General features: G+C 70.7%; 27 protein-coding genes. 11 read left to right on the plus strand and 16 right to left on the minus strand.

Going from position 1 to position 19,701, the window contains the following annotated elements; translation table 11 throughout:
• Positions 1-41 precede the first annotated feature (41 nt).
• Entirely contained in the window at positions 42-950 is a 909-nt protein-coding gene (locus tag AB4Z18_RS17685) for a 5'-3' exonuclease (RefSeq protein ID WP_441784284.1), read from the plus strand.
• Between the two features lie 225 nt (positions 951-1,175).
• Here the strand turns inward: AB4Z18_RS17685 and AB4Z18_RS17690 are convergent, their stop codons facing one another.
• Positions 1,176-2,378, minus strand: coding sequence for a GDSL-type esterase/lipase family protein (locus AB4Z18_RS17690; protein WP_441784076.1), 1,203 nt, complete (start codon positions 2,376-2,378; stop codon positions 1,176-1,178).
• Positions 2,379-2,472: 94 nt separating this feature from the next.
• Positions 2,473-3,402, minus strand: a complete 930-nt coding sequence (locus tag AB4Z18_RS17695; protein WP_441784077.1) for an aldo/keto reductase — start codon at positions 3,400-3,402, stop codon at positions 2,473-2,475.
• An 83-nt stretch (positions 3,403-3,485) separates the two neighbouring features.
• On the opposite strand from AB4Z18_RS17695, the gene AB4Z18_RS17700 reads away from it, so the two are divergent.
• Together AB4Z18_RS17700 and AB4Z18_RS17705 are read left to right on the plus strand one after the other, a co-directional pair.
• Positions 3,486-3,758 (plus strand): TetR family transcriptional regulator, encoded by a 273-nt coding sequence (locus AB4Z18_RS17700; RefSeq protein WP_441784078.1) that lies wholly within the window; start codon positions 3,486-3,488, stop codon positions 3,756-3,758.
• A gap of 40 nt (positions 3,759-3,798) precedes the next feature.
• Entirely contained in the window at positions 3,799-4,332 is a 534-nt protein-coding gene (locus AB4Z18_RS17705; protein ID WP_441784079.1) for a hypothetical protein, read from the plus strand.
• 15 nt (positions 4,333-4,347) lie between these two features.
• On the opposite strand, the gene AB4Z18_RS17710 is transcribed toward AB4Z18_RS17705, so the two are convergent.
• Positions 4,348-4,644, minus strand: coding sequence for a hypothetical protein (locus tag AB4Z18_RS17710; protein ID WP_441784080.1), 297 nt, complete (start codon positions 4,642-4,644; stop codon positions 4,348-4,350).
• A 114-nt stretch (positions 4,645-4,758) separates the two neighbouring features.
• Here AB4Z18_RS17710 and AB4Z18_RS17715 point away from each other — a divergent pair, with 114 nt between their 5' ends.
• The 3 genes from AB4Z18_RS17715 to AB4Z18_RS17725 are packed head-to-tail and all read left to right on the plus strand — an operon-like array spanning position 4,759 to position 6,737.
• Positions 4,759-5,634 carry a serine hydrolase domain-containing protein gene (locus AB4Z18_RS17715; RefSeq protein WP_441784081.1) on the plus strand — a complete coding sequence of 292 codons (876 nt, stop codon included), beginning with the start codon at positions 4,759-4,761 and terminating at the stop codon, positions 5,632-5,634.
• Positions 5,635-5,666: 32 nt separating this feature from the next.
• Complete coding sequence (locus AB4Z18_RS17720; RefSeq protein ID WP_441784082.1) at positions 5,667-6,212, plus strand: TOPRIM nucleotidyl transferase/hydrolase domain-containing protein; 546 nt, start codon at positions 5,667-5,669, stop codon at positions 6,210-6,212.
• A gap of 9 nt (positions 6,213-6,221) precedes the next feature.
• On the plus strand, positions 6,222-6,737 hold the full coding sequence (locus tag AB4Z18_RS17725; protein ID WP_441784083.1) for a tetratricopeptide repeat protein: 516 nt from the start codon (positions 6,222-6,224) through the stop codon (positions 6,735-6,737).
• A gap of 43 nt (positions 6,738-6,780) precedes the next feature.
• On the opposite strand, the gene AB4Z18_RS17730 is transcribed toward AB4Z18_RS17725, so the two are convergent.
• The 7 genes from AB4Z18_RS17730 to AB4Z18_RS17760 all read right to left on the minus strand — a co-directional run bounded on the left by AB4Z18_RS17730 (position 6,781) and on the right by AB4Z18_RS17760 (position 11,976).
• Positions 6,781-7,704, minus strand: a complete 924-nt coding sequence (locus AB4Z18_RS17730; RefSeq protein ID WP_441784084.1) for an AEC family transporter — start codon at positions 7,702-7,704, stop codon at positions 6,781-6,783.
• A 36-nt stretch (positions 7,705-7,740) separates the two neighbouring features.
• On the minus strand, positions 7,741-8,556 hold the full coding sequence (locus tag AB4Z18_RS17735) for a tryptophan-rich sensory protein (protein WP_441784085.1): 816 nt from the start codon (positions 8,554-8,556) through the stop codon (positions 7,741-7,743).
• 61 nt (positions 8,557-8,617) lie between these two features.
• Positions 8,618-9,412 (minus strand): putative protein N(5)-glutamine methyltransferase, encoded by a 795-nt coding sequence (locus AB4Z18_RS17740; RefSeq protein ID WP_441784086.1) that lies wholly within the window; start codon positions 9,410-9,412, stop codon positions 8,618-8,620.
• A 26-nt stretch (positions 9,413-9,438) separates the two neighbouring features.
• Entirely contained in the window at positions 9,439-10,149 is a 711-nt protein-coding gene (locus AB4Z18_RS17745) for an ANTAR domain-containing protein (protein ID WP_441784087.1), read from the minus strand.
• A complete protein-coding gene (locus AB4Z18_RS17750; protein WP_441784088.1) occupies positions 10,146-10,847 on the minus strand; it encodes a GAF and ANTAR domain-containing protein in 702 nt (233 codons plus the stop codon). Before AB4Z18_RS17750 ends, AB4Z18_RS17745 begins: the two co-directional genes overlap by 4 nt.
• 57 nt (positions 10,848-10,904) lie before the next feature.
• A complete protein-coding gene (locus tag AB4Z18_RS17755; protein ID WP_441784089.1) occupies positions 10,905-11,249 on the minus strand; it encodes a hypothetical protein in 345 nt (114 codons plus the stop codon).
• A 115-nt stretch (positions 11,250-11,364) separates the two neighbouring features.
• Positions 11,365-11,976, minus strand: coding sequence for a flavodoxin family protein (locus AB4Z18_RS17760; protein ID WP_441784090.1), 612 nt, complete (start codon positions 11,974-11,976; stop codon positions 11,365-11,367).
• A gap of 87 nt (positions 11,977-12,063) precedes the next feature.
• Between AB4Z18_RS17760 and AB4Z18_RS17765 the strand changes: the two genes are divergently transcribed.
• The 5 genes from AB4Z18_RS17765 (at position 12,064) to AB4Z18_RS17785 (ending at position 16,142) form a co-directional block, all read left to right on the plus strand.
• Positions 12,064-12,402 (plus strand): hypothetical protein, encoded by a 339-nt coding sequence (locus AB4Z18_RS17765; protein ID WP_441784091.1) that lies wholly within the window; start codon positions 12,064-12,066, stop codon positions 12,400-12,402.
• Between the two features lie 82 nt (positions 12,403-12,484).
• Positions 12,485-12,766 carry a hypothetical protein gene (locus AB4Z18_RS17770; protein WP_441784092.1) on the plus strand — a complete coding sequence of 94 codons (282 nt, stop codon included), beginning with the start codon at positions 12,485-12,487 and terminating at the stop codon, positions 12,764-12,766.
• A gap of 45 nt (positions 12,767-12,811) precedes the next feature.
• Entirely contained in the window at positions 12,812-14,347 is a 1,536-nt protein-coding gene (locus AB4Z18_RS17775; protein WP_441784093.1) for an FAD-dependent oxidoreductase, read from the plus strand.
• Positions 14,348-14,442: 95 nt separating this feature from the next.
• The gene (locus AB4Z18_RS17780; RefSeq protein ID WP_441784094.1) at positions 14,443-15,135 is read left to right on the plus strand and encodes a hypothetical protein; all 693 of its coding nucleotides are present in this window, start codon (positions 14,443-14,445) and stop codon (positions 15,133-15,135) included.
• A gap of 101 nt (positions 15,136-15,236) precedes the next feature.
• Positions 15,237-16,142: a hypothetical protein gene (locus AB4Z18_RS17785; RefSeq protein ID WP_441784095.1), complete on the plus strand. Its 906-nt coding sequence runs from the start codon at positions 15,237-15,239 to the stop codon at positions 16,140-16,142.
• Positions 16,143-16,157: 15 nt separating this feature from the next.
• Here the strand turns inward: AB4Z18_RS17785 and AB4Z18_RS17790 are convergent, their stop codons facing one another.
• The 6 genes from AB4Z18_RS17790 to AB4Z18_RS17815 all read right to left on the minus strand — a co-directional run bounded on the left by AB4Z18_RS17790 (position 16,158) and on the right by AB4Z18_RS17815 (position 19,613).
• Positions 16,158-17,123, minus strand: coding sequence for a glycosyltransferase (locus tag AB4Z18_RS17790; RefSeq protein ID WP_441784096.1), 966 nt, complete (start codon positions 17,121-17,123; stop codon positions 16,158-16,160).
• Positions 17,120-17,785, minus strand: a complete 666-nt coding sequence (locus AB4Z18_RS17795) for a hypothetical protein (RefSeq protein WP_441784097.1) — start codon at positions 17,783-17,785, stop codon at positions 17,120-17,122. Before AB4Z18_RS17795 ends, AB4Z18_RS17790 begins: the two co-directional genes overlap by 4 nt.
• Positions 17,778-18,227, minus strand: coding sequence for a DUF6098 family protein (locus AB4Z18_RS17800; protein ID WP_441784098.1), 450 nt, complete (start codon positions 18,225-18,227; stop codon positions 17,778-17,780). The genes AB4Z18_RS17795 and AB4Z18_RS17800 overlap by 8 nt, the downstream gene beginning before the upstream one ends.
• Complete coding sequence (locus tag AB4Z18_RS17805; protein WP_441784099.1) at positions 18,208-18,699, minus strand: hypothetical protein; 492 nt, start codon at positions 18,697-18,699, stop codon at positions 18,208-18,210. The genes AB4Z18_RS17800 and AB4Z18_RS17805 overlap by 20 nt, the downstream gene beginning before the upstream one ends.
• Positions 18,700-18,793: 94 nt before the next feature.
• Positions 18,794-19,108, minus strand: coding sequence for a DUF7882 family protein (locus AB4Z18_RS17810; protein WP_441784100.1), 315 nt, complete (start codon positions 19,106-19,108; stop codon positions 18,794-18,796).
• A gap of 73 nt (positions 19,109-19,181) precedes the next feature.
• Positions 19,182-19,613, minus strand: coding sequence for a hypothetical protein (locus AB4Z18_RS17815; RefSeq protein ID WP_441784101.1), 432 nt, complete (start codon positions 19,611-19,613; stop codon positions 19,182-19,184).
• Between the last annotated feature and the right edge of the window lie 88 nt (positions 19,614-19,701).

Raw genomic sequence — 19,701 nt, forward strand, 5'->3', positions numbered from 1 at the left:
GAGCGTCCGTCTGCCAGGATCGGAGCGTGACCGGCCCGACGATGCTCCTCGATTCCGCTTCCCTCTATTTCCGCGCCTTCTACGGAGTGCCCGACACGGTGAAGGCGCCGGATGGCACCCCGGTGAACGCGGTGCGCGGCTTCCTGGACATCATCGCGAAGCTCGTCACCGACTACCGGCCGAGCGCGCTGATCGCCTGCTGGGACGACGACTGGCGCCCCGGTTGGCGTGTCGAACTCATCCCGAGCTACAAGGCGCACCGGGTGGCGAAAGCCGTGCCCGGCGGCGTCGACGTGGAGGAGACTCCGGCCGCCCTGGTCGTCCAGGTCCCGATCATCCGCGAGGTGCTGGATGCGGTGGGCATCCCGATCGTGGGCGCGGCCGAGCACGAGGCCGACGACGTGATCGGAACCCTGGCCACGCGCACGCCCGGCCCTGTGGATGTGGTGACGGGCGACCGCGATCTGTTTCAGCTGGTGGACGACGCGCACGGCGTCCGGGTGATCTATACCGCTCGCGGCATGAGCAACCTGGAGGTGCTGACCGGCGACGTGGTTCGCAGCAAATACGGTGTCCGCGCCGATCAGTACGCCGACTTCGCGGCGATGCGCGGCGACACCTCCGACGGCCTGCCGGGCGTCGCAGGCATCGGCGAGAAGACCGCCGCCGCGCTGCTCGCCGACTACGGCGACCTGGCCGGCATCATCGCAGCGGCAGAAGATTCCGGAAGCGGCATGAAGCCGGCAGCGCGTGCGCGCTTCGCGGCGGCGACCGACTATCTGGCGGTGGCGCCACGGGTGGTGGAGGTCGTCCGTGACCTCCCGCTGCCCGAGGTGGATGCGCGCGTCGCGTCGCCCAGCGACGAGGGGCGGGCGGCGCTGCAGGCGCTCTCGGAGCGGTGGGGGCTGGGCGGCTCCCTCGATCGGCTGCTCACTGCGCTCGAAGCGTGAGCGGCACCGCGGCGTCCGCGCCCTGAAAACAGGACTCGAGCGGGGAGGTTGGGCGAGGTCGGAGGCGGCACCTGTTTTCAGGAGATCGCGCGCCCGCCGTGCAGCCATGTCCTGAAAACAGGGCATAGCTGAAGGCTGCAAGCCGAAAGTCCTGAAAACAGGACGCGGGCTCCTGAAAACAGGTCACGACCTCCTGAAAACAGGTCGCGAGCCGAAAGCCGATTCTTAGGTGCCCGGATCCCAGCGCCACAACTCGCGCTGCGCCAGTAGTGCCAGCTCCCGCAGCACGTCGAGGTCCGCTTCGCCGTCGGAGCGTTCCCGGGGCGTACGGCCGAACACGCAGAGCGCTCCGATCCGTGTTCCGTCCGGTGCCTCGACCGGGTAGCCGGCGTAGTACCGCAACCCACCGGGTCCGGTGACGAGCGCGTTGCCTGCGAAGCGCTCGTCCTCCTCGGCGTCCGGCACGACCATCCCGTCGGGAGTCTGGATGGTGTGGATGCACGCCGACTGCTCGATCGGAATCTCCTGCAGCACCGACCCGGTGGAAGCGATCGGCCACTCCCGCACGTCGTCCAGCACGGTGAACATCGCGATATCGGTGCCCAACGTCCGCTTCGCCGTGCCGACAATCCCGTCGAGTCGAGCGTCGCCCCCGCGCCGGCTCAACTTGAGCCGCTCGATGGCGGCGACGCGCTTCTCCCCCTGGCTGCTCGGCGCCCGTCGCTCCGGCGACCGCTCCTGCAGTGCTGGGCCGAGCACATCCACGATCTGGCGGCCCCAGAACAGGTAGTCGTCGGGTGAGCGGTGTCGCGCGGGGTCGCTCTGGTGCGGGGCTCCGAGGGGTGCGAACAGCGCGCCCGTCTCGTGGCAAACTTCTCGTGCCATCGCATTGAGCTGGTCGGCGTGCTTCTCGGCGATGCGCCCGGCAGCGGAGTCGAACCCCGGGATGGAGCTGACCGGTTGCGCGCCGATCCACACCACCACGCGGGCGGCGTCCGACCGTGCTTCCTCCAGGAGCCGCCGAAGCTGCCGCTTCCACGCCTGCGGCTCCGCCAGCCGGAGCGCGTCCGAGACGGCACCGCTGAGCACGATCGCGTCGTACCGCGCGGTGTCGGCCGCGGCGAGCATCCGCCTCAGCCTCCGGACACCGACGGACGCCCGCGGCACCACATCGACGACCACTCCGTGCCCAGTGCAGGCGGCGAGCGCCCGGGAGATGGCCCCAGGGAGCGCCAGGTCGTGGCTGCCGACGCCCCAGCCGATGACCGGCCCGGAGCCGATCAGCAGCACGCGATTCGGCAAGCGACCGGCGACGTGGGCCTGGCGCCCGCCCAGGGGCCGCGCCAGCCCAGCGTGAACCGTAGTCACGCGTGCGAGTCGCGCGCGTGTCGCCAACCGGAGGGGCAGCGACAGCCGTTCGTCGTCCACCTTTCGACCGTAACGCGCTGTTCGGCGCGTCTCCCAATCCGGCGGTTCGTTCTGTTCGCTGACGCCACTCCTCCGGGCGAGGGGCCGTGGTCCGTTACGGCAGCGTGTGCCCTGCCGCGGTGAACAGGCGGTACCACTCCTCACGGGTGAGCGGGATGTCGGAACCGGCCGCCGAGTCGCGCACGCGCTGCTCAGTGGTCGTGCCGAGCACCACCTGCATGTTGGCGGGGTGGCGGGTGATCCAGGCGACCGCGATCCCGGTCGGCGTCACGCCGTACTTCTGCGCCAGCTCGTCGAGGACGTCGTTGAGTTCGGCGAAGTTCTCGCGGTCGTCAAGGAAGACTCCGTCGAAGAAGCCCTTCTGGAACGGCGACCACGCCTGCAGCACGATGTCGTGCAGGCGGGCGTAGTCGAGGATGCCGTTGTCACGGGAGATCGACTGGTCGAGACCGGCCATGTTGGCGGCGACGCCCTGCGCGATGATCGCCGCGTGCGTGATGCTCAGCTGCACCTGGTTGGCGACGAGCGGCTGCGAAAGCGATCGCTGGAGCAGCTCGATCTGGCCGGGGGTCTGGTTGGAGACGCCGAACGCGCGCACCTTGCCCGCGCTCTGGAGCTCGTCGAACGCGAGCGCGACGTCGTCCGGCTCGATCAGGGTGTCCGGGCGGTGGAGCAGCAGGATGTCGAGGTAGTCGGTCCGCAGGGCGGCGAGGGACTCATCCACCGATCGCAGGATGTGCTCGCGCGAGAAGTCGAAGTAGCCCTCACGGATGCCGACCTTCGACTGGATGACGACCTGGTCGCGCTCCGACGCAGGGATGGCACCGGCATCGCCGAAGCGGCGCTCGCAGCCGTGACGTTCGGTGCCATAGATGTCGGCGTGGTCGAACATGGTGATGCCCTCGTCGCGGGCGGTGCGGACGAGCGTGCGGATCTGCTCGTCGTCGAGCGACGAGATGCGCATCAGCCCGAGGATGATGTTCGACGCGGAGATGTCGGTGCGGGGGAAGGTGAACGTCTTCATGCCTTCCATCTAACCCCTCGTCAACCCCCTGGTTCTGCGGAAATCTGCGACTACCGTCTGTGATGCTAAAGAAGGAGCCGCGCATGACCATGACCCCCGACTTCCGCGTCGCTGTCGATGACTTCGCAGAGGAGACGGAGCTGGGTCGTCACCCGGCCCTCCGGACCGGCTACATCGTCCATGCTCTGGGGCGTGATTTCCGGGTCACCGACGAGATGGCGCGCATCTTCCTGAACCAGGTCGAGCGGGTGGCGGCCACCGACGCCTCCGCGCTCGTCGTGCTGCGTCACGAGGCGGGCGTCGAGCTCCTGCTGGTCACCGACGACAACTCGTTCTCGATCCGCACGGCGCCGTAGCCGCGGCCGGGGCGCCTGCCTGCGGTCGTAAGCTTCTCGCGTGGATGCCGGCACGGACGAGGGCGCGATCGCACGCATCCACGCCGCCATCGATGCGGCCGTCGCCGCCCTCTCGGCTGCCGACGCGCGGCAGGAGGCCCTTGCGGAGTTCGTCCCGGCCCACCGGACGCTGGTGATCCACCGCGAGCCCAAGCTGCGACGGATCGGCAGCGTGTGGCGCCTCGGCGTCTTCCTGCTGGATGCGGAGGGCGAGCTGCGGGCGACCGGAACGCTGGTCCGTGCGACCCCGCCGGGAAGGGCCCAGTACCAATCGCAGTCGGCGGAGGAACGCCGTTCGCTGCGGGCCGCCGCTCAGCGCGGCCGCTTCCGGGACGGCGAGACGGTGAACTTCGACGCCCTGATCATCCCTCTGGAGGCAGCGGCCCTGCGGGAGGCGAGCGGGCCGTTGTTCCTGCGCGACGGCGAGGCGCTGGTGCGGTGGAGCCCGACGGCCGGTGACGCCGGAGCGCGGGACTTCAGCGGCTACCTGACCGAGCGGGTGGACCTGCTGGCCCACCCGCCCGAAGGCGCCTGAATTCAGGAAATCGAGTCAGACCGCGGGAGCGGGGGAGGCCGGGCCGGAGTCGTTCCCGCCCTTGCCGGTGACCTCGTCGATCTTCGCCGACGCCTTATCGGTCACCTTGCTGACGGTCTCACTGACCTTGCCCCCGACATCGGATGCGGCACGCCCGGCGAAGTCCTTGACGTCGCCCTTCACGTTCTGGATGGTGTCGGACTCCGCGAACCCGCGCCACTTGCGGCGCATGTCCTCGTAGGCCCCACGGCCTGCGCGCGACCCGATGATGAAACCGACGGCGACTCCTGCGGCAAAGGTGATGATCTTCATGGCGTGCACGGTACGCGCGAGCGGCGAAACGCGACAGGGTCCGAACACGCGTAACGCGGCCCGAACAGGGAGGACAAGGATGCCTCGCGTGCGGCAGGTCGCCAGAATAGGGACATGACCGCCGCCGAAGCCCTGTTGGCCCGTTTCGTCCGCACCGTCGACCAGGAGGGTCTGGGAGCTTACGGCGCCCATGCGCTCGTCGGCGACGAAGAGGCTCAGCACCGCTGGCGCAGCGACGACCGGGTCAACCTGTACTCCGTATCCAAAGGTGTCAGCGCCCTGGCCGCGGGCATCGCCGTGGACGAAGGCCTCCTCTCGCTCGACACCTCCGTCGCGGACGCCCTCCCGCAGTTCGAGCTCGGGGAGGGGGTGGAGCGGGTGACCCTCCGCCAGCTGCTGACCATGTCGAGCGGCATCCCGTTCGTCTGGTTCGGCGACCAGCCGGTGCCGGGCCCGGACCTCGCTCAGGAGATGCTGCGTCACCCCACTCGCGGTCCGGGGGAGCACTTCCTCTACTCGGACGCGAGCACCTACGTCGCGATGCGGATGCTCGGCGCCGCCGTCGGCGATGTGCGCGACTGGCTGATCCCCCGCTTTTTCCAGCCGCTCGGAATCGACAACCCGCAGTGGATGCGGTGCCCGCTGGGTCACATCGTCGCGGGCAGCGGTCTGCTGCTGCGTACGGAGGAACTGGCGCGCATCGGCCGGGTGCTGCGCGACCGAGGCGAGTGGCACGGCTCGCGTATCGTCAGCGCCGCCTGGATCGACGGGATGCACACGGACTGGCGCGAGACCGGCGAGGCCGCGACGTCTGCGCACTACGGCATCGGGACGTGGGAGGGCCCGTCGGGCCTGTGGCGATTCGATGGGCGCTACGGCCAGTACGTGCTGGTGGACGACGCGCACGGCGCCGTCCTCACCGTCACGGCCCACGAGGAGTTCCGCACCGGCCGCCTGCTGGAGGCGGCACACGAGGCCGTCCTCGGCTGACCGAGCCCTCGCGCAGGGGGCACAATGTCCCCGTGACGACAGAGCGCACGAGCACCACGTCGGTGATCCTTGTCGAGGGGGCCAGCGACCGCGCTGCCGTTCTGGAGGCCGCGAGACTGCTCGACGTCGATCTCGGGTCGGGGGGCGTCTCGGTGGTGCCGATGGGCGGCGCGATGAGCGTCCGCCGCTTCGCCGCGGAGCTCGGGCCCGACGGGGCAGGACTGCGACTGCGCGGGTTGTGTGATGCGGGCGAGGTGCGCTTCTTCGAGCGGGCGGGGCTCCCTTCGCCGGACATCTACACCTGCCGCCCCGACCTGGAGGCCGAGCTTCTGCGCGCCCTCGGCATCGGCAGGGCCGAGGCGGTGCTCGAGGAGGAGGGCGACCTCCGGCTGTTCTGGATGTTCCAGCAGCAGCCTGCGCAGCGCGCGCGGCCCGTGGAAGCGCAGCTCCACCGCTTCCTCGGCACGACCTCCGGCCGGAAGGAGCACTACGGCGCCGTCCTCACCGCAGCGCTCGGCCCCGACGAACTGCCCGCGCCACTGCGCGGTGTCGTCCTGTCGCAGCCGTCGCCGGTCTAGGGTGGCGGGATGTCCGTCACGACCGATCCCGCCCTGCTCACACGCCTGAAGGAGCTGTTCGACGCCCGCGACCGGGGCGACATGGCACCCACCATCGCGGCGCTGCTCGCGGTGCTGGAGGAGCATCCCACCGACCCGCACGTGCTCTACGAGGTCGGGGGCGCCTACGACACCGCGGGTGAGGAAGAGACGGCGGCCGGATACTACGAGCGCGCGCTCGCTGCGGGGCTGACGGGCGACACCCTGCGTCGCTGCCTGCTGCAGTACGGCAGCACGCTCCGCAACCTCGACCGCTTCGACGAGTCGCTTGCAGCGCTCGACCGCGCGCGGGATCTCTTTCCGGAGTCGGAATCCGTTCGTGTCTGGCACGCGCTGTCGCTGCACGCCGCCGGTCGCAGCGATCGGGCGGTCGCAGAGCTGATGGAGCTGGCCGCCGACCGCATCCGCACACCCGACCTGCTGCGCTACGAGGCGGCCGTGCGCGGCAACGCCGACTACCTCCGCTCGCTCGACTCCGGGCGCTGAGGGTCCGGGCGCTGAGCCTCCGGGCGCTGCTTCTGCTCGCAGCTCACGGGGCCAGCAGCGCGGCGATCAGCAGCAGCGCCGGCACCGCGAAGATCGTGGTGAGCAGCACGACGTCGCGCGCCACCGCGACCCCGCGCTCGTAGCGCGCGGCGAAGTTGTAGACGTTCTGCGCCGTCGGCAGGGCGGCGAGCGCGACCGCGGCGAACAGCGACTGCCCCTCCAGACCGAAGAGGTAGCGCGCGGCGGCGAAGGCGATCAGCGGCATCACCGCCGACTTGAGGGCGACCGCGGCGATGATCTGCACGCGCCCGGCCCCCGCCTGCAGCGGACGGGAGCCGACGAGCGACATCCCGAACGCGAGGAGGACCAGCGGAACGGCGGCCCCGCCGAGCAGTTCGAACGGCTTGAACACCGCATCCGGCAGCTTCACGCCGCTCACATCGACCAGGATGCCGAGCAGCGAGGCGATGATCATCGGGTTGCGCACCGGCTGGGTCAGGATCGACCGGACCGACACCGACCCGCGGCTGGTGGAGTCGAGCACCGTGAGCGCGATCGGAGCGAACACGATCAACTGCAGCAGCAGGACGGGTGCGACGAACGACGCGCTTCCCAGCACGTACACGGCCACCGGGAGCCCGATGTTGTTCGCGTTGACGTAGCCGGCTCCCAGGGCCCCGATGGTGGTCTCCGGAGCCTTCGCCCGGAAGAAAGCGCGCGACAGGGCGACGAAGAGCCCGGCCGACACGACGGCGGCGATCGCCGCCACCAGCAGCTGCGTCGAGAAGACGACGTGCAGGTCGGCGCGGGCGAGCGTCACGAACAGCAGCGCCGGGTTGGTCACGAAGAACGCGATCCGGTTGAGTACGAACGGTGCGGTCGGACCGCCGATCCGCAAGCGTCCTGCCAGGTAGCCGACGAGGATCACGAAGGCGATGATCCCGAACCCGGTCAGTACACCGCCCACGTTCCCCAGCGTACGGGAGGTCGGGGGTCGTCGCGGTCAGCGGCGGCGGCCGCCCGTCGGCCGGGCGACACGGACGGCGAGCGCGACGAGCAGGATCAGCGCCGCCCCGGCGAACGCCGTGATCGCGACCGGAGCCGAGGGCAGGGATCCGGTCAGCCGCGACACCCCGATCCACGCCAGACCCCAGGCCGACGCGACGGCGGGGGCGAACCGGCCGCCGTCCCAGACGGCGAGTGCGCACCCGATCACGGTGAAGGCGGCCAGCATCCCGATCGCCCAGGCGTGCGGGCTGCCGCCGAAACCGTCGAACCCGGCGACCTGGAGGAGCGACGTCACGTTCGCGACGCTCGCCACCATCACCCATCCCAGGTAGAGGCCGATGACCCCGTCGAGCAGGATGCCGTCGGCCGTCGAGTCACCGGGATTCCGGCGGAGGATGACGAACGCCACGACCAGCACCACCAGCAGCGCAAGGATGGCGACCACCGAGAGCGCGAGCTGCCCGGCCTGCACGGACAGAATCCACGCGGCGTTCAGCAGGAGCGACGCGAGCACCCAGAACCCCGCCCGCCGCTGACGCTCGCGGGCGGCCTGCGACGGAAGAGCCTGCCAGATCGCGTAGGCGACGAGACCGGCGTAGATCACCGACCAGATCGCGAACGCGGGACCGGCGGGCGCCAACAGCGTCGCATCCGCACTCAATGCTCCGCCGGCGACCTCGGGGATGGGCGTCCCGCCCGCGAAGCCGGACCCGACCACGGCTCCCACCAGAGCCACCACCGTGCCTGCGATGACGAGGGACTGGCGGACGCGGTCGACCGGCATGGGCCGCGCGGCGGCGAGCGTGCTCATGTTCTGCACGGTAGTCCCGAGACGCCCACCCCGGAAGGGATGCGGCCGCTGCGCCGGGCGCCTAGTGAAGGGAGGCGGCGATCACGACGGTCGCCCCGAGTTCGTCGTCGGACTCGACGTGTGCCGCCAGGCCCGCCGCAACGAAGAGGGCGGCCGATACGCCCGCCTGCTCCTCCCCGGCCTCGATGAGCAGCGATCCGCCCGGGGCGAGCCAGTCCGTCGCCTCCGCAGCGATGCGGCGATGGAAGTCGAGTCCGTCGGCTCCCCCATCCAACGCGCGCGCCGGCTCGTGGTCGCGGGCCTCCGGCGGCATCAGCGCGATCGCCTCGGTCGGCACGTACGGCGCGTTCACGGCGAGGACGTCGACGCGACCACGCAGTTCGGAGGGCAGCGCGGAGAAGAGGTCCCCCTCGAAGACGCTGCCGGCGGGCAGGTTGAGCCCGGCGCAACGGACGGCGACCGGGTCCAGGTCGGCCGCGTACACGTCGGCGCCGGGGGCCAGCGCAGCCACGACGGCGCCGATCGCCCCGACGCCGCAGCAGAGGTCGACGACGACCGCGCGGCCGTGGGTGCGGATGTGGTCCGCGGCGAGCGCGGCGGCCCGCCGGGCGAGCAACTCGGTGCGCCTGCGGGGGACGAACACCGCGGGCTCCACGTGAAGGCGCAGCCCGCCGAAGTCGACCCAGCCGAGAAGCGGCTCCAGCGGCTCGCCGGCCACCCGCCGGGACACCAGCTCCTCCAGCTCCGCCAGAGAACCGGCCGCCTCGATCAGCAGACGCGCCTCGTCCTCGGCGAAGACGCATCCCGCAGCACGCAGGCGCGCGACGACGGCAGCATCGGCGGGGGCTTCGGGCACGCGGCAATGCTAGCCGCGACAGGGACTCAGAGTTCCAGAGTCCGCTCGATGATGGCCTGCGCCACCACGGACAGGCGAGCCTGATGCGAGCGCGCATACTCGCGGATGACCGTGAACGCCTCCTCCACCGAGATGCGGCGGGTGTACGCCACCACGCCCTTCGCCTGTTCGATCAGCACGCGACTGTCGAGCGCGGTCTGCAGCTGCTGGCGCACCCGGCTGCTCTCGGCCAGTGTGCGCTCGTGCAGGATCCCGATGGTCGCGACGTCGGCGAACGCCCGCGCCGCGATCAGGTCGTCCTCCGGAAGCTCGCCCGTCTCGGCACGCAGCAGGTTCAGGGTGCCGATCGTGTGATCCCGCAACCGCATCGGGACGGCGTCCACCGCGTTGAAGCCGAGGTCGAGCGCCTTCGCCCGGAACTTCGACCACTCCTCCGGCGACCGGCTGATGTCGGGGACGGAGACGACCCGCCCCGTCTGGAAGCTCTCGATGCACGGCCCCGCGGAGGCGCTCAACTGCATCACCTCGACCAGCCGGCTCGCCTCGCTGGTGGAGGCGACCACATCCAGCTCGTCGTTGTCGTCGGCCAGCAGGACACCGGAGGCGGTCGTCCCCAGGAGGTCGTTGCACGTCTCGACCAGCGTCTGGAGGAGGTCGACGACGTCGTAGTCGTCCACCATCGTGTCGGCCAGTACCGCGAACGCCCTCACCAGCTGCTGCTCCCGCGTCGCCGTCATGAGGGGTTCCCTGGAGCGGTGTCCGGCTCGGAGAGGTCGAGTCGGCGATCCAGGATGTCCTGAGCGACCTCCATCATCGACCGGTTGTTCGCGAACGCGTGCGCCTGGATGACCAGCCGCGCGTCGTCGGCGCTGATCCTCAGCTGCGCCAGCACCATCCCCGTCGCCTGGTGCACGATCTTGCGCGAATACGGGTTGTCGTCCGTCGCGAAGTCGTCGCCCGGCTCCACGGCCATCGAAGCCAGCGCCCGCTGCAGCACCTGGCGGGCGGTCCGGTCGGCGAGCTCGGAGGCCCGCCGGGTCTGCTCACTGTCCAACGTCATCGGGCGGCGCGAGTACAGATCCACCGCACCGACCTGCAACGGGCCCACCAGCAGCGGGAAGGCGAACAGTGCACGGACGTCCTCGGCGAGGACGGCCTGTGTGAAAGCCGGCCAGAGCGCGGTATTGACCGTGCGCAGGTCGGGGTGCAGTACCGGACGACGCAACCTCACCGCATCCCAGCACGGTCCCTCGCCCAGATCGAATTGGATCTCGTCGAGGCGGGCCGCGGTCGGATCGCTCGCCGCGACCGTCTCCGTGCCGAGCAGATCGCCGATCGTCGAGACCGCGGTGCCGGCCACGGGCAGGGCACGGAGGAAGGAGCGCGCCAGCTCCTGGCGATCGCCACCCGTCACCTCGTCCTCCTGAGCACCCACAGTGTCCACTGTAAGACCGCTTGCCCGTAGCGTGAGGGCCACGGGGTCACCGTGCCCTCAGTCGAGGTCGATGTCCGGATCGAGGTCCGGAAGCGTCCTCATCTCCTCGGGAGTGAACGGGCGCGCCCTGCGGACGCCGACCGTGGCGGCCCGGTCGAGCAGGTCGATGACGGCGGCCGGTTCCTCCAGTTCCTCCGCATCCTCCGCCGAGGTCAGCACGCACACGTCCGTCATCCAGCCGACCATGAAACGGGCACGATGGATGCGGCGGTCCAGGACCACCGGGATGTCCACGGTCTCCTGGCGCTGAACGTTGGCGGACGCCGCCGACAGATTCAGCACCGCATCGGCGATGTCCGAACCGGTCAGGAAGGTACCCACCCGGGTACGTATGGACTTCATCTCCAGGCCTCTTCTCACGACAGAGGCGCCAGGGTCCGGGGCGCTGCAATGACGCTCCCTAGCGTAGGAGCAATCGTGCGGGAATCAACCCCGCCGGAATCAACCCGCAGCGGGCTCAGTACGGGCGGTCGGCGAGGAGGCGCGCCAGGTGCGCAGCGTTCTTCGCGACGGTCGCGTTGGTGCTCTCGACTGCCTCGGGGGTCTCGTCCAGGTCCTTGTAGTCCACCGACCCCATCGCCTCGCCGTTCCAGTAGGTCGAGCCCTGCGACGGGATGCTGAAGCCGACGTCGTTGAGCGCCTGGAAGATGTCCGCGATGATGCCGTGCGCACCGTCCTCGTTGCCGACGACCCCCACGATGGCGACCTTACCCTCGACGAGCGGACGTCCCGCGTCATCGGTCTCGGACAGTTCCGCATCCAGTCGCTCGAGCGCCCGCTGCGCGATCGACGAGAGGTGGCCCATCCACGTCGGCGTGACGATCAGCAGGATGTCGGAGGCCAGGATCTGCTCGCGGATGTGCGGCCATTGGTCGCCGTCACCCTCGTCGACCTGCACACCGGGCTTGATGTCGTAGTCCGCCAGGCGCACCGCCGTGCCCGTCACATCGTGCGTCGCCAGCTCGTCGAGCACCTGCCGGGCGAGGAGCTGGCTGCTCGACTCCCCCGGGGAGGGCTTCAAGGTGCAGACGAGGGCGATTGCGGTCAGGGGGCGCGTGGCATCGGTCATGCCGCGAGTGAACGCGCGGCACCCGTGAAGCGCAAGGTCTGCTGCACGAAGCTTGACCTGCGGACCACCTGATCGTATGGATGGGTGATGAAGCGCATCCACTATGCGAGCGGTTCTCTCCTCACCGGAGACGACATCGCCGATGTCCTCGTGCGCTTCGCCGCCGCACTCGCCCACAACAACGATGCGGCGGAGGTGCGCGCGCCGGCCGTGACCGAAGGCGGCGGAAAGGACGATGTCCTTCTCCTGCTCGGGCCGTCCAGCCAGATGCTCGCCGAGCACGAGGAGTACGGCGGCGCCGAGCTCCACGACGAGCGTTTCGTCGCCGAGTTCGAGCACAAGATCGCGGCACTCGGGCCGCAACGCGCCACCTACGTCGAGCACGGGACGGACGAGCTCCCCGATACCGACTTCGATCTCATGTGACGACGCCCGGAATGGGGCCGGACTGGCGCAACCCTCATCGCCGCGTACTATCGGGCAGGAAACTGACGACCGGGGAGAGGTAATGCAGGTGTTTCACGTCTACATCGACGACCTGAGATTCACCTTCGTCGACCGCGCCCCGGTCGAGGAGCTGAAAGCCCGGGTCGTCGAGGCGAGTCGAAGCGACGGCGATTTCGTCGCTATCTCGCAGTCCAGCCGTCCGCCCAGTGAGATCTTCGTCACCGCGCAGACCCGGGTTCGCATCGAGACGGCCACCATCCCTCGCGACCCTGCGGCCAACGGATCCGCCTCCGGCGAAGACGATGACGACGCCTTCTGGTTCGACTTCGATTCACTGGCCTGAAGTCAACCGCTTCCACACAGCAGCGTGACGGGGGATGCTCGTCACATGCCGACGTCGACGTCCCTCTGGCTCGAGACCGCCCCTCCCATCCCCACCGACTCCTTCGAGTGGGACGGGCACTACGACACGATCGTCGTGGGCGCGGGGCTGACCGGTCTCGCGACCGCCCTCATGCTCGCTCGCTCGGGGATGCACGTGCTCGTGCTCGAGGCGCGCACCGTCGGAGCGGTCACCACCGGCAACACCACCGGCAAGGTGAGCCTGCTGCAGGGCACGACGTTCTCCTCCATCCGGCGCCACGCCTCCGAGGCGACCCTGTGCGCGTACGTCGACGGCAACACCGCGGGGCAGGGCTGGCTGCTCGACTTCCTGGAGGAGCAGCGCGTCCCGTACGAGGTGCGGGACGCCGTCACGTACGCCACGACGCTCGACGGACTGGACAAGCTGGATGCGGAACTCGCCGCCGCGCGCATCGCCGGCCTCGCCGCGACCGAGGAGCGGACCACCGAGCTGCCCTTCGGCGTGGAGGGCGCGCTGACCCTCGCCGGCCAGGCGCAAGTGCACCCGCTGAAGGTGCTCGCCGCCCTCGCCGCGGAGTTCCGCCGGCTCGGCGGACGGATCGTCGAGGGGGAACGCGTGACTGACGTGTCGGCGGCCAAGCCGGCCGTCGTTACCAGCACCTCCGGCACCGCCCGGGCCGACCAGGTCATCATCGCGACAGGCACGCCCATCCTCGACCGCGGCCTGTACTTCGCGAAGGTCGAGCCGACCCGGTCGTACGTGACCGCGTTCCGCGTGCCGGGGGAGGTGCCGCAAGGCATGTACATCTCGGCGGACTCCCCGACGCGGTCGCTCCGCACCGCGACGGCCGCAGACGGCAGCACGCTGCTGCTCGTCGGCGGGAACGGCCACCCGGCCGGCCGCGCCGACTCGCCTGCCGAGAAGCTCGCCGACCTCACCGCCTGGGCGGAGCGGACCTTCCCCGGCGCCGAACGCACCCACTGGTGGGCAGCGCAGGACTATCGTTCGGCCAACCGCATCCCCTTCGTCGGCTGGCTGCCGCGCGGCCGCGGACGGGTCTACCTGGCAACCGGCTACGACAAATGGGGCATGACCAACGCCGTCGCCTCGGCGCTCAGCCTCACCGCCGACCTCACCGGCGAGACGCTCGAGTGGGCGCGCGTCCTGCACCACCGAGTCACCCGGCCGGTCGACATCGCGTCGGGCGTGGCGATCAACGCGGGCGTCGGCAAGGCCGCCGTGACCGACTGGGCGGCGGCCCAGACGGCTCCCGAACTCGGCGACGCCCCCGTCGCCGAAGGGACCGGAACGGTCGGTCGCCGGGGCCGCACGCCCGTCGCCGTCTCCACCGTCGATGGGGCCACGTGCGCGTTGACCGCCGTCTGCAGCCACCTCGGCGGGGTGGTGCGCTGGAACGATGCCGAACTGTCGTGGGACTGCCCACTGCACGGATCCCGGTTCGCACCCGACGGCACGGTGCTGGAGGGCCCGGCCACCCAGCCGCTGTCCCCCGCCCCGGCCCCTGCACCGGCCGTCCGGTCGGAGGAGACCCCCGCCTGACCGCTGGGCCTCGCGGATCGGGAGGGTTCTTTCGGCTCGCGCCGTCGCCCGCGCGCCCCTAGTCAGGTCCTTCCGCGCGGGAGTAGGGTCGCGGCATGACGATTCCTGACGACGAGAGCACGCCGCGCCCCGCCGGGTCCGGCGAGCCGACGACCCCGCCGCCCGCAGCCGAGCCGACCCCCGCAGCCGGACCGACGCCTCCTGCCGCACCGACTCCTCCTGCCGCACCGACGCCTCCTGCCGAGAGCCAGGGCTTCCCGGCCGCGCCCCCGCCCCCGCCCGCCGCCTACCCGGCGTCGTACGGGAACGCCGCCGGAGGGCCGGTCGCCGCGCCCACCGCGCCGCCGCGGACCGTCAACATCGCTTTCTGGCTGTACGTCGCCGGCGCTGTGCTCAGCGTCATCAGCGGCATCATCACGGTCGCCACGATCGGCGGCCAGCGCGACCAGTTCCTGCGCAGCGTCCAGGACTCGAACCAGACCAACGGCCAGAACGCCCAGACCGTGGTGGATGCGGTCATCGCCGGCGCCACCGTGTGGGCGATCGTCACGCTGATCTTCTGGGCGGTGACCTTCGTGCTGTTCGCGTTCTTCATGCGCCGCGGCGCCAACTGGGCCCGCATCATCCTCACGGTCCTCACGGCTCTGTCGCTCTTCAATGTCCTCGCCGGCTACGGCGTCGGCTTCATCCAGTTCGTCGCCACCGTGGTGGCGCTGGTCCTGATGTGGCTGCGCCCGTCCAACGAGTACTTCTCCGCAGTGAAGGCCACCAAGGTCCCGCGCACCTGACGCGCCGGATCGGCCGCTGAGCCGGCCGCCGACACCTCGAACGCCGCCGCGCCTCGGGCACCCGCCCGGCCGCGGCGGCGTTCTGCGCGTACACTCGCCGCATGGACCTGCGGGATGTGGCCGGCGAGCTGTACGCCGGAGCATCCGACGACTTCATCGCCCGGCGGAACGCCGCTGCGGCGTCGGCCGACCGGTCCACCGCCAAGCAGATCAAGACCCTCCGGAAGCCGTCGGCATCCGCCGCCGCCATCAACGCGCTGGTGCGCGAGCACCCGGACCTCATCGGCGACGTGCTCGACATCGGCTCACGGATGCGCGACGCCTTCGCCGCGCGCGACCGCGCCGAGATCCGCTCGCTCACCCAGGAACGCCAACGGATTCTCCAGCGCACCACGGAGGGCCTCGACCTCAGCCCGGCGGTGCAGCGCGAGGTCGAGGAGACGCTGCAGGCGGCGGTGATCGACCCCGCCGCTGCGGCCGCGGTGCGCAGCGGGATGCTGGTGCGTGCGCTGGAGTCGACGGGCCTCGAACAGGTCGACGTGTCGGATGCGGTCGCCCTGCCGGTCGAGATCGAGGACTTCCCTGCGCCGAAAGCCCGACGGCGGAAGGCGGCCGAGCCGGCCGCCGACGGTGACGAGGACGGCGCGTCCCCGGAGGCCGGAGAGCCCGAGGAGGCCGGAGAGGCCGAGGAGGCCGAGGAGGCCGAGGAGCCGGAGGAGTCGCCGAGCGAGCGCCGCGAGCGCCAGCGACGCATCCGTGCCGCCGAGAAGGCCGTCGAACGCGCCCGGCACGACGCCGACGCCCTCGACGACGAGCTGGATGAGACGGTCGACCGGCGCGGCGACCTCCAGGCCGAGCGAGAGTCGCTGCAACGACGGCTGCAGCGCGTCGCCGACGAGCTCACCGAGACCCGCGGCACCGAGCGCGACCTGCGGAGCCGTCTCTCGGACGCGCAGCGGGCCGTCCGCGAGGCTGAGAGGGCACTCCGCGACGCCCGCGAAGACTGACGCCCAGGGGCCGGGTCAGCCCACCCAGCGCTCCAGGAGCGCATCCCAGTCGGCCTGGAAGCGGCCTAATCCGAACCGCTCCAGCGCCCACTCGCGCGCCCGCTCGCCCGCCGCCGCCCCCCGGCCCGGGTCGTCGACGAACGCGCGGACGGCGTCGTGCAGCTCCGTCACATCCGTGGAGATCGCGCCGACGCCCGGCACTACCGCGCGGCGGGCATCCGTCGCATCCAGCGCCACCACAGGGACCCCGGCCGTCATCGACTCCAGCAGCGACAGCCCCAGCGACGTCCAGCGGTTGGGGTGCACGTAGACGCGCCTCCGGCCCACCTCCGAGAAGAGCCGCGGCGCCTCGATGTCACCCGCGGCGATGACGCGGTCCGCGCCGACGCCGAGCGCCTGCGCCAGCCCCTCCACCTTCATTCCGAACACGTCCACGGGTGCGACCGCTGCGAACCCTCCGAGCAGGTCGGAGCCGGTCACCCGCCAGCGCCGCACCGGCTCGTTGATCACCGCCGCCGCCCTCGGCAGCTCGCCGGTGAAGAAGGTGCCGTAGTCGACGACCCCGTGCTCGATGACCGTCGTCCGGGTCGACCCGGTGTCCCAGTAGAGAGCGTTGAAGTGCGTGACGTGGGCGATGATCAGATCGTCGCGGTCGGCGAGTGGATGCCGCGAGTTCGGGACGCCCTCCTGCGGAGTGTTGTGCTCGACGAACACCACCGGCACGTCCACCGCGGGCTTGCGGCCGGTGAGCCTCTCGACCAGGTCGAACTCTTCCAGCCGCTGCAACACCACCGCATCGAACGGGGTGGAGGACAGCTCCGCCTCCGGGACGTCGACCACGTTCACCGGCCAGTCGCGGGCGCCGACGCCGCCCTCGCCCGCCGCATCCACCGGCAGAAGGTAGGTGTGACGCCCGCGGACGAACGCATCCATCCAGCCGCCGTGGACCTGCCAGACGAGCAGCCGCAGAGCGCGGCTCACAGCTGAGCCCCGGGGCCGGGGTGACCCCGGACCTCGAGGGGGCCGGTCTCCGGAGCCGGCCCGTCCTGGTCCTGCCCGGCGGAGACGCCGGCGTGCGTGTGGCCCGCGACGCCGTGCGCGGCGGTGTGCGGCTCCTTCTGCGGGCACAGTTTGCCGCAGTACGAGCAGATGTAGCCGTCGCCGATGCGGGCCTCGCCGTCGAGGCGGTACTCCAGCACATCCCCGTCGTGCTCGAGAACGAACTCCACGAACGCCGGGCGCTCCAGCGACGGGAGCGGCACGCACACCCTCTCGAAAGGGCGACCGTCATCGGCGAGCGGAACCCACAGCTTCTCCGGGGCCGGACCGAACACCGAGCCGGCCTTGTCCACATGCGCGGGCCGGTGGTCATCGCGGACGTGCAGGATGTGGCCGGCGCGGAGCATGTCGCGCGGCAGCACCTGGTACAGCTCGGGAACGCCGTACGCGATCGCGCCCCGGCGCAGCCGAGAGAACCCCTCTTCGGAGTCGTCCCCCATCACGACGAACGGTGGGGCCTCCGGCGTGCGCAACAGGATCGCCGTCCCGCCCGACGGGCTGTCCGAGATGAGCTGCAGGATCGCGGTCGCCTCTACACGTGTGACGCCGGCGCGCGCGACCTCCGCGGACGAGAGCTCAGGCATGCGCCACCGATACCAACTCCGCTTCGCGCCGCCCCAGTTCGGCGTCGAACCGCTCACCCCACACCCGGTCGGCCTGCTCGATCAGGCACTCGGCCAACCGGCCGACCACCTCGATGTCGGTGACCAGCACCTCGCCCTCCGGACCGTGACCTGCCGGGCGACCGCGCAGCAGCCACGCGAAGCGCTCAGGACGCACGCCGTCCTTCGGGGCGTGCCGCGGGGCCGGGAGACGAGTCAGCTGGCGGGCGACCCACTCGCGGCTGGGCAGCGTCCACCACTCCTCAGGGTCGAGGGGATGCGCGGCCAGCCCGGGAAGCGGCAGGCCACTCTCGGCGTCGACGGAGCCGGACTCGAGGTCGGCCGCGAAGCCCGCCGAGAAGCGGACGTACAGCCCGGGCTCATCGTCCAGAAGGCGTTCGATCTCAGACAGCTGATACAGCACGGGAACCTCCGGTCGGGACGACGTCGCGCTGCCCCGCGACGCGATAGCGGCACTCCATGCGGGTGCGCGAGACGAGCTCGAACTCGTGCCAGGACGGCCGGTCGAGCGACGGGATCGGGATGCGGATGTGCGCGGGCGCTTCGCCCGCCTCGTCGAGCGGCACCAGCACGACGACGTCGTTCGCCCCGAAGACGGAGGCCGAGCACGCGAACCGGGCATGGACGTATTCGTCGGAGTTCACGATGATGGCCGGCTCGGACTCCGCAGGGTAGTCGTCGCGCGGCTGCTCGCGGTACGGCTCGCTGAGCCCGTGCACTCCGGGGCCACGACGCATACGCACGAAGAGGTCGCGTCCGCCGAACACGTCCAGGCGGAGCGACGACGGGACCGGCGCATCCACCAGGACAGCGACCGGGGTCCGGGCACGGCGCGGCAGCATCATCAGCACCGCCGTCGCGGTCATATCACCCATGCAAGCAAAGCTAAGTCGGGTGCGACTCGAAAACACGGGATTGACGATGTGCTCGGATCGTGCGGGTGCGGCCGGGTGGTCGGCCGGTGGTTGCTTAAGGCAGGTGCCTCGCGACGTCGTCCTCGGGCATGATGACCATCCCGCCGGTGCGCTGGGAGGTGTGCATCAGGGCTTCCAGCCACTGCGGGTTGATCGCGGGCGGGCGGCTTCCGCTGAACTGGAACGCGAGCGGGACCTCGCGACTGATCCAGAGGGAGACCCGGCCGGAACCCTGTTCGACGGGAACATCCCAGTTGAGGAGGAAACTCTCGTGCCGTCGGAGCTTGGCGACGATGGCGAGCTTGACGTGACTGAGCACGCGGTCATCGAGGTCGTACTCCTGCCCCGCTCCGTAGACGAGTTTTCCCATGCCCTCATAGTGCCCTAACGAGGCACCGGATTCCTGTCGTGTCAGGGGGATTGACACCGGTACCAGACCGTGGTTACCGAACGGCGGCGTCCTGCGGGGAGTCCGGCGACGACGACGGCCAGAGCACCAGCACGACCCGCGCGACGCCCAGCGGGAAGGCGAACGGGAGGAGGAATCCGATCCAGAACACCAGCTCGACCGGGAGCAGGACCACCGAGAGGACGACTCCCACGCGGCTCGAGGCCAGCAGTAGCGCCCCGCACAACACGTCCGCGGCGCAGACGACCGCGAATGCCACCATCAACGCAACGGAGTTCGGCACGCCCCACTCCACGAACGGCCCGTCTCCGTTCGTGGGGTTGCCCAGGAACTGCCAGACCTGGCCGTGGGTCCCGAAGTACCAGGCGCCGACCGCCGCCGGAATCCCGAACCCCAAACCGAGGATCAGGCTGAGCACGCCCGCAACACGCAGACGGATGCGGCGGCCAGCGGTCGACTTCGCCATGCGGCCCATCATGCCTGCGCAGTAGGGCCTGGCAAATGCCGAGGCCGCGGCAGCTGTAGACGGGCGGCAGCAGAAGGGCGCGACCCGG

The organism is Leifsonia sp. 2TAF2 (assembly GCF_052115085.1).
In the GTDB taxonomy this organism is placed as follows: Bacteria; Actinomycetota; Actinomycetes; order Actinomycetales; family Microbacteriaceae; genus Leifsonia.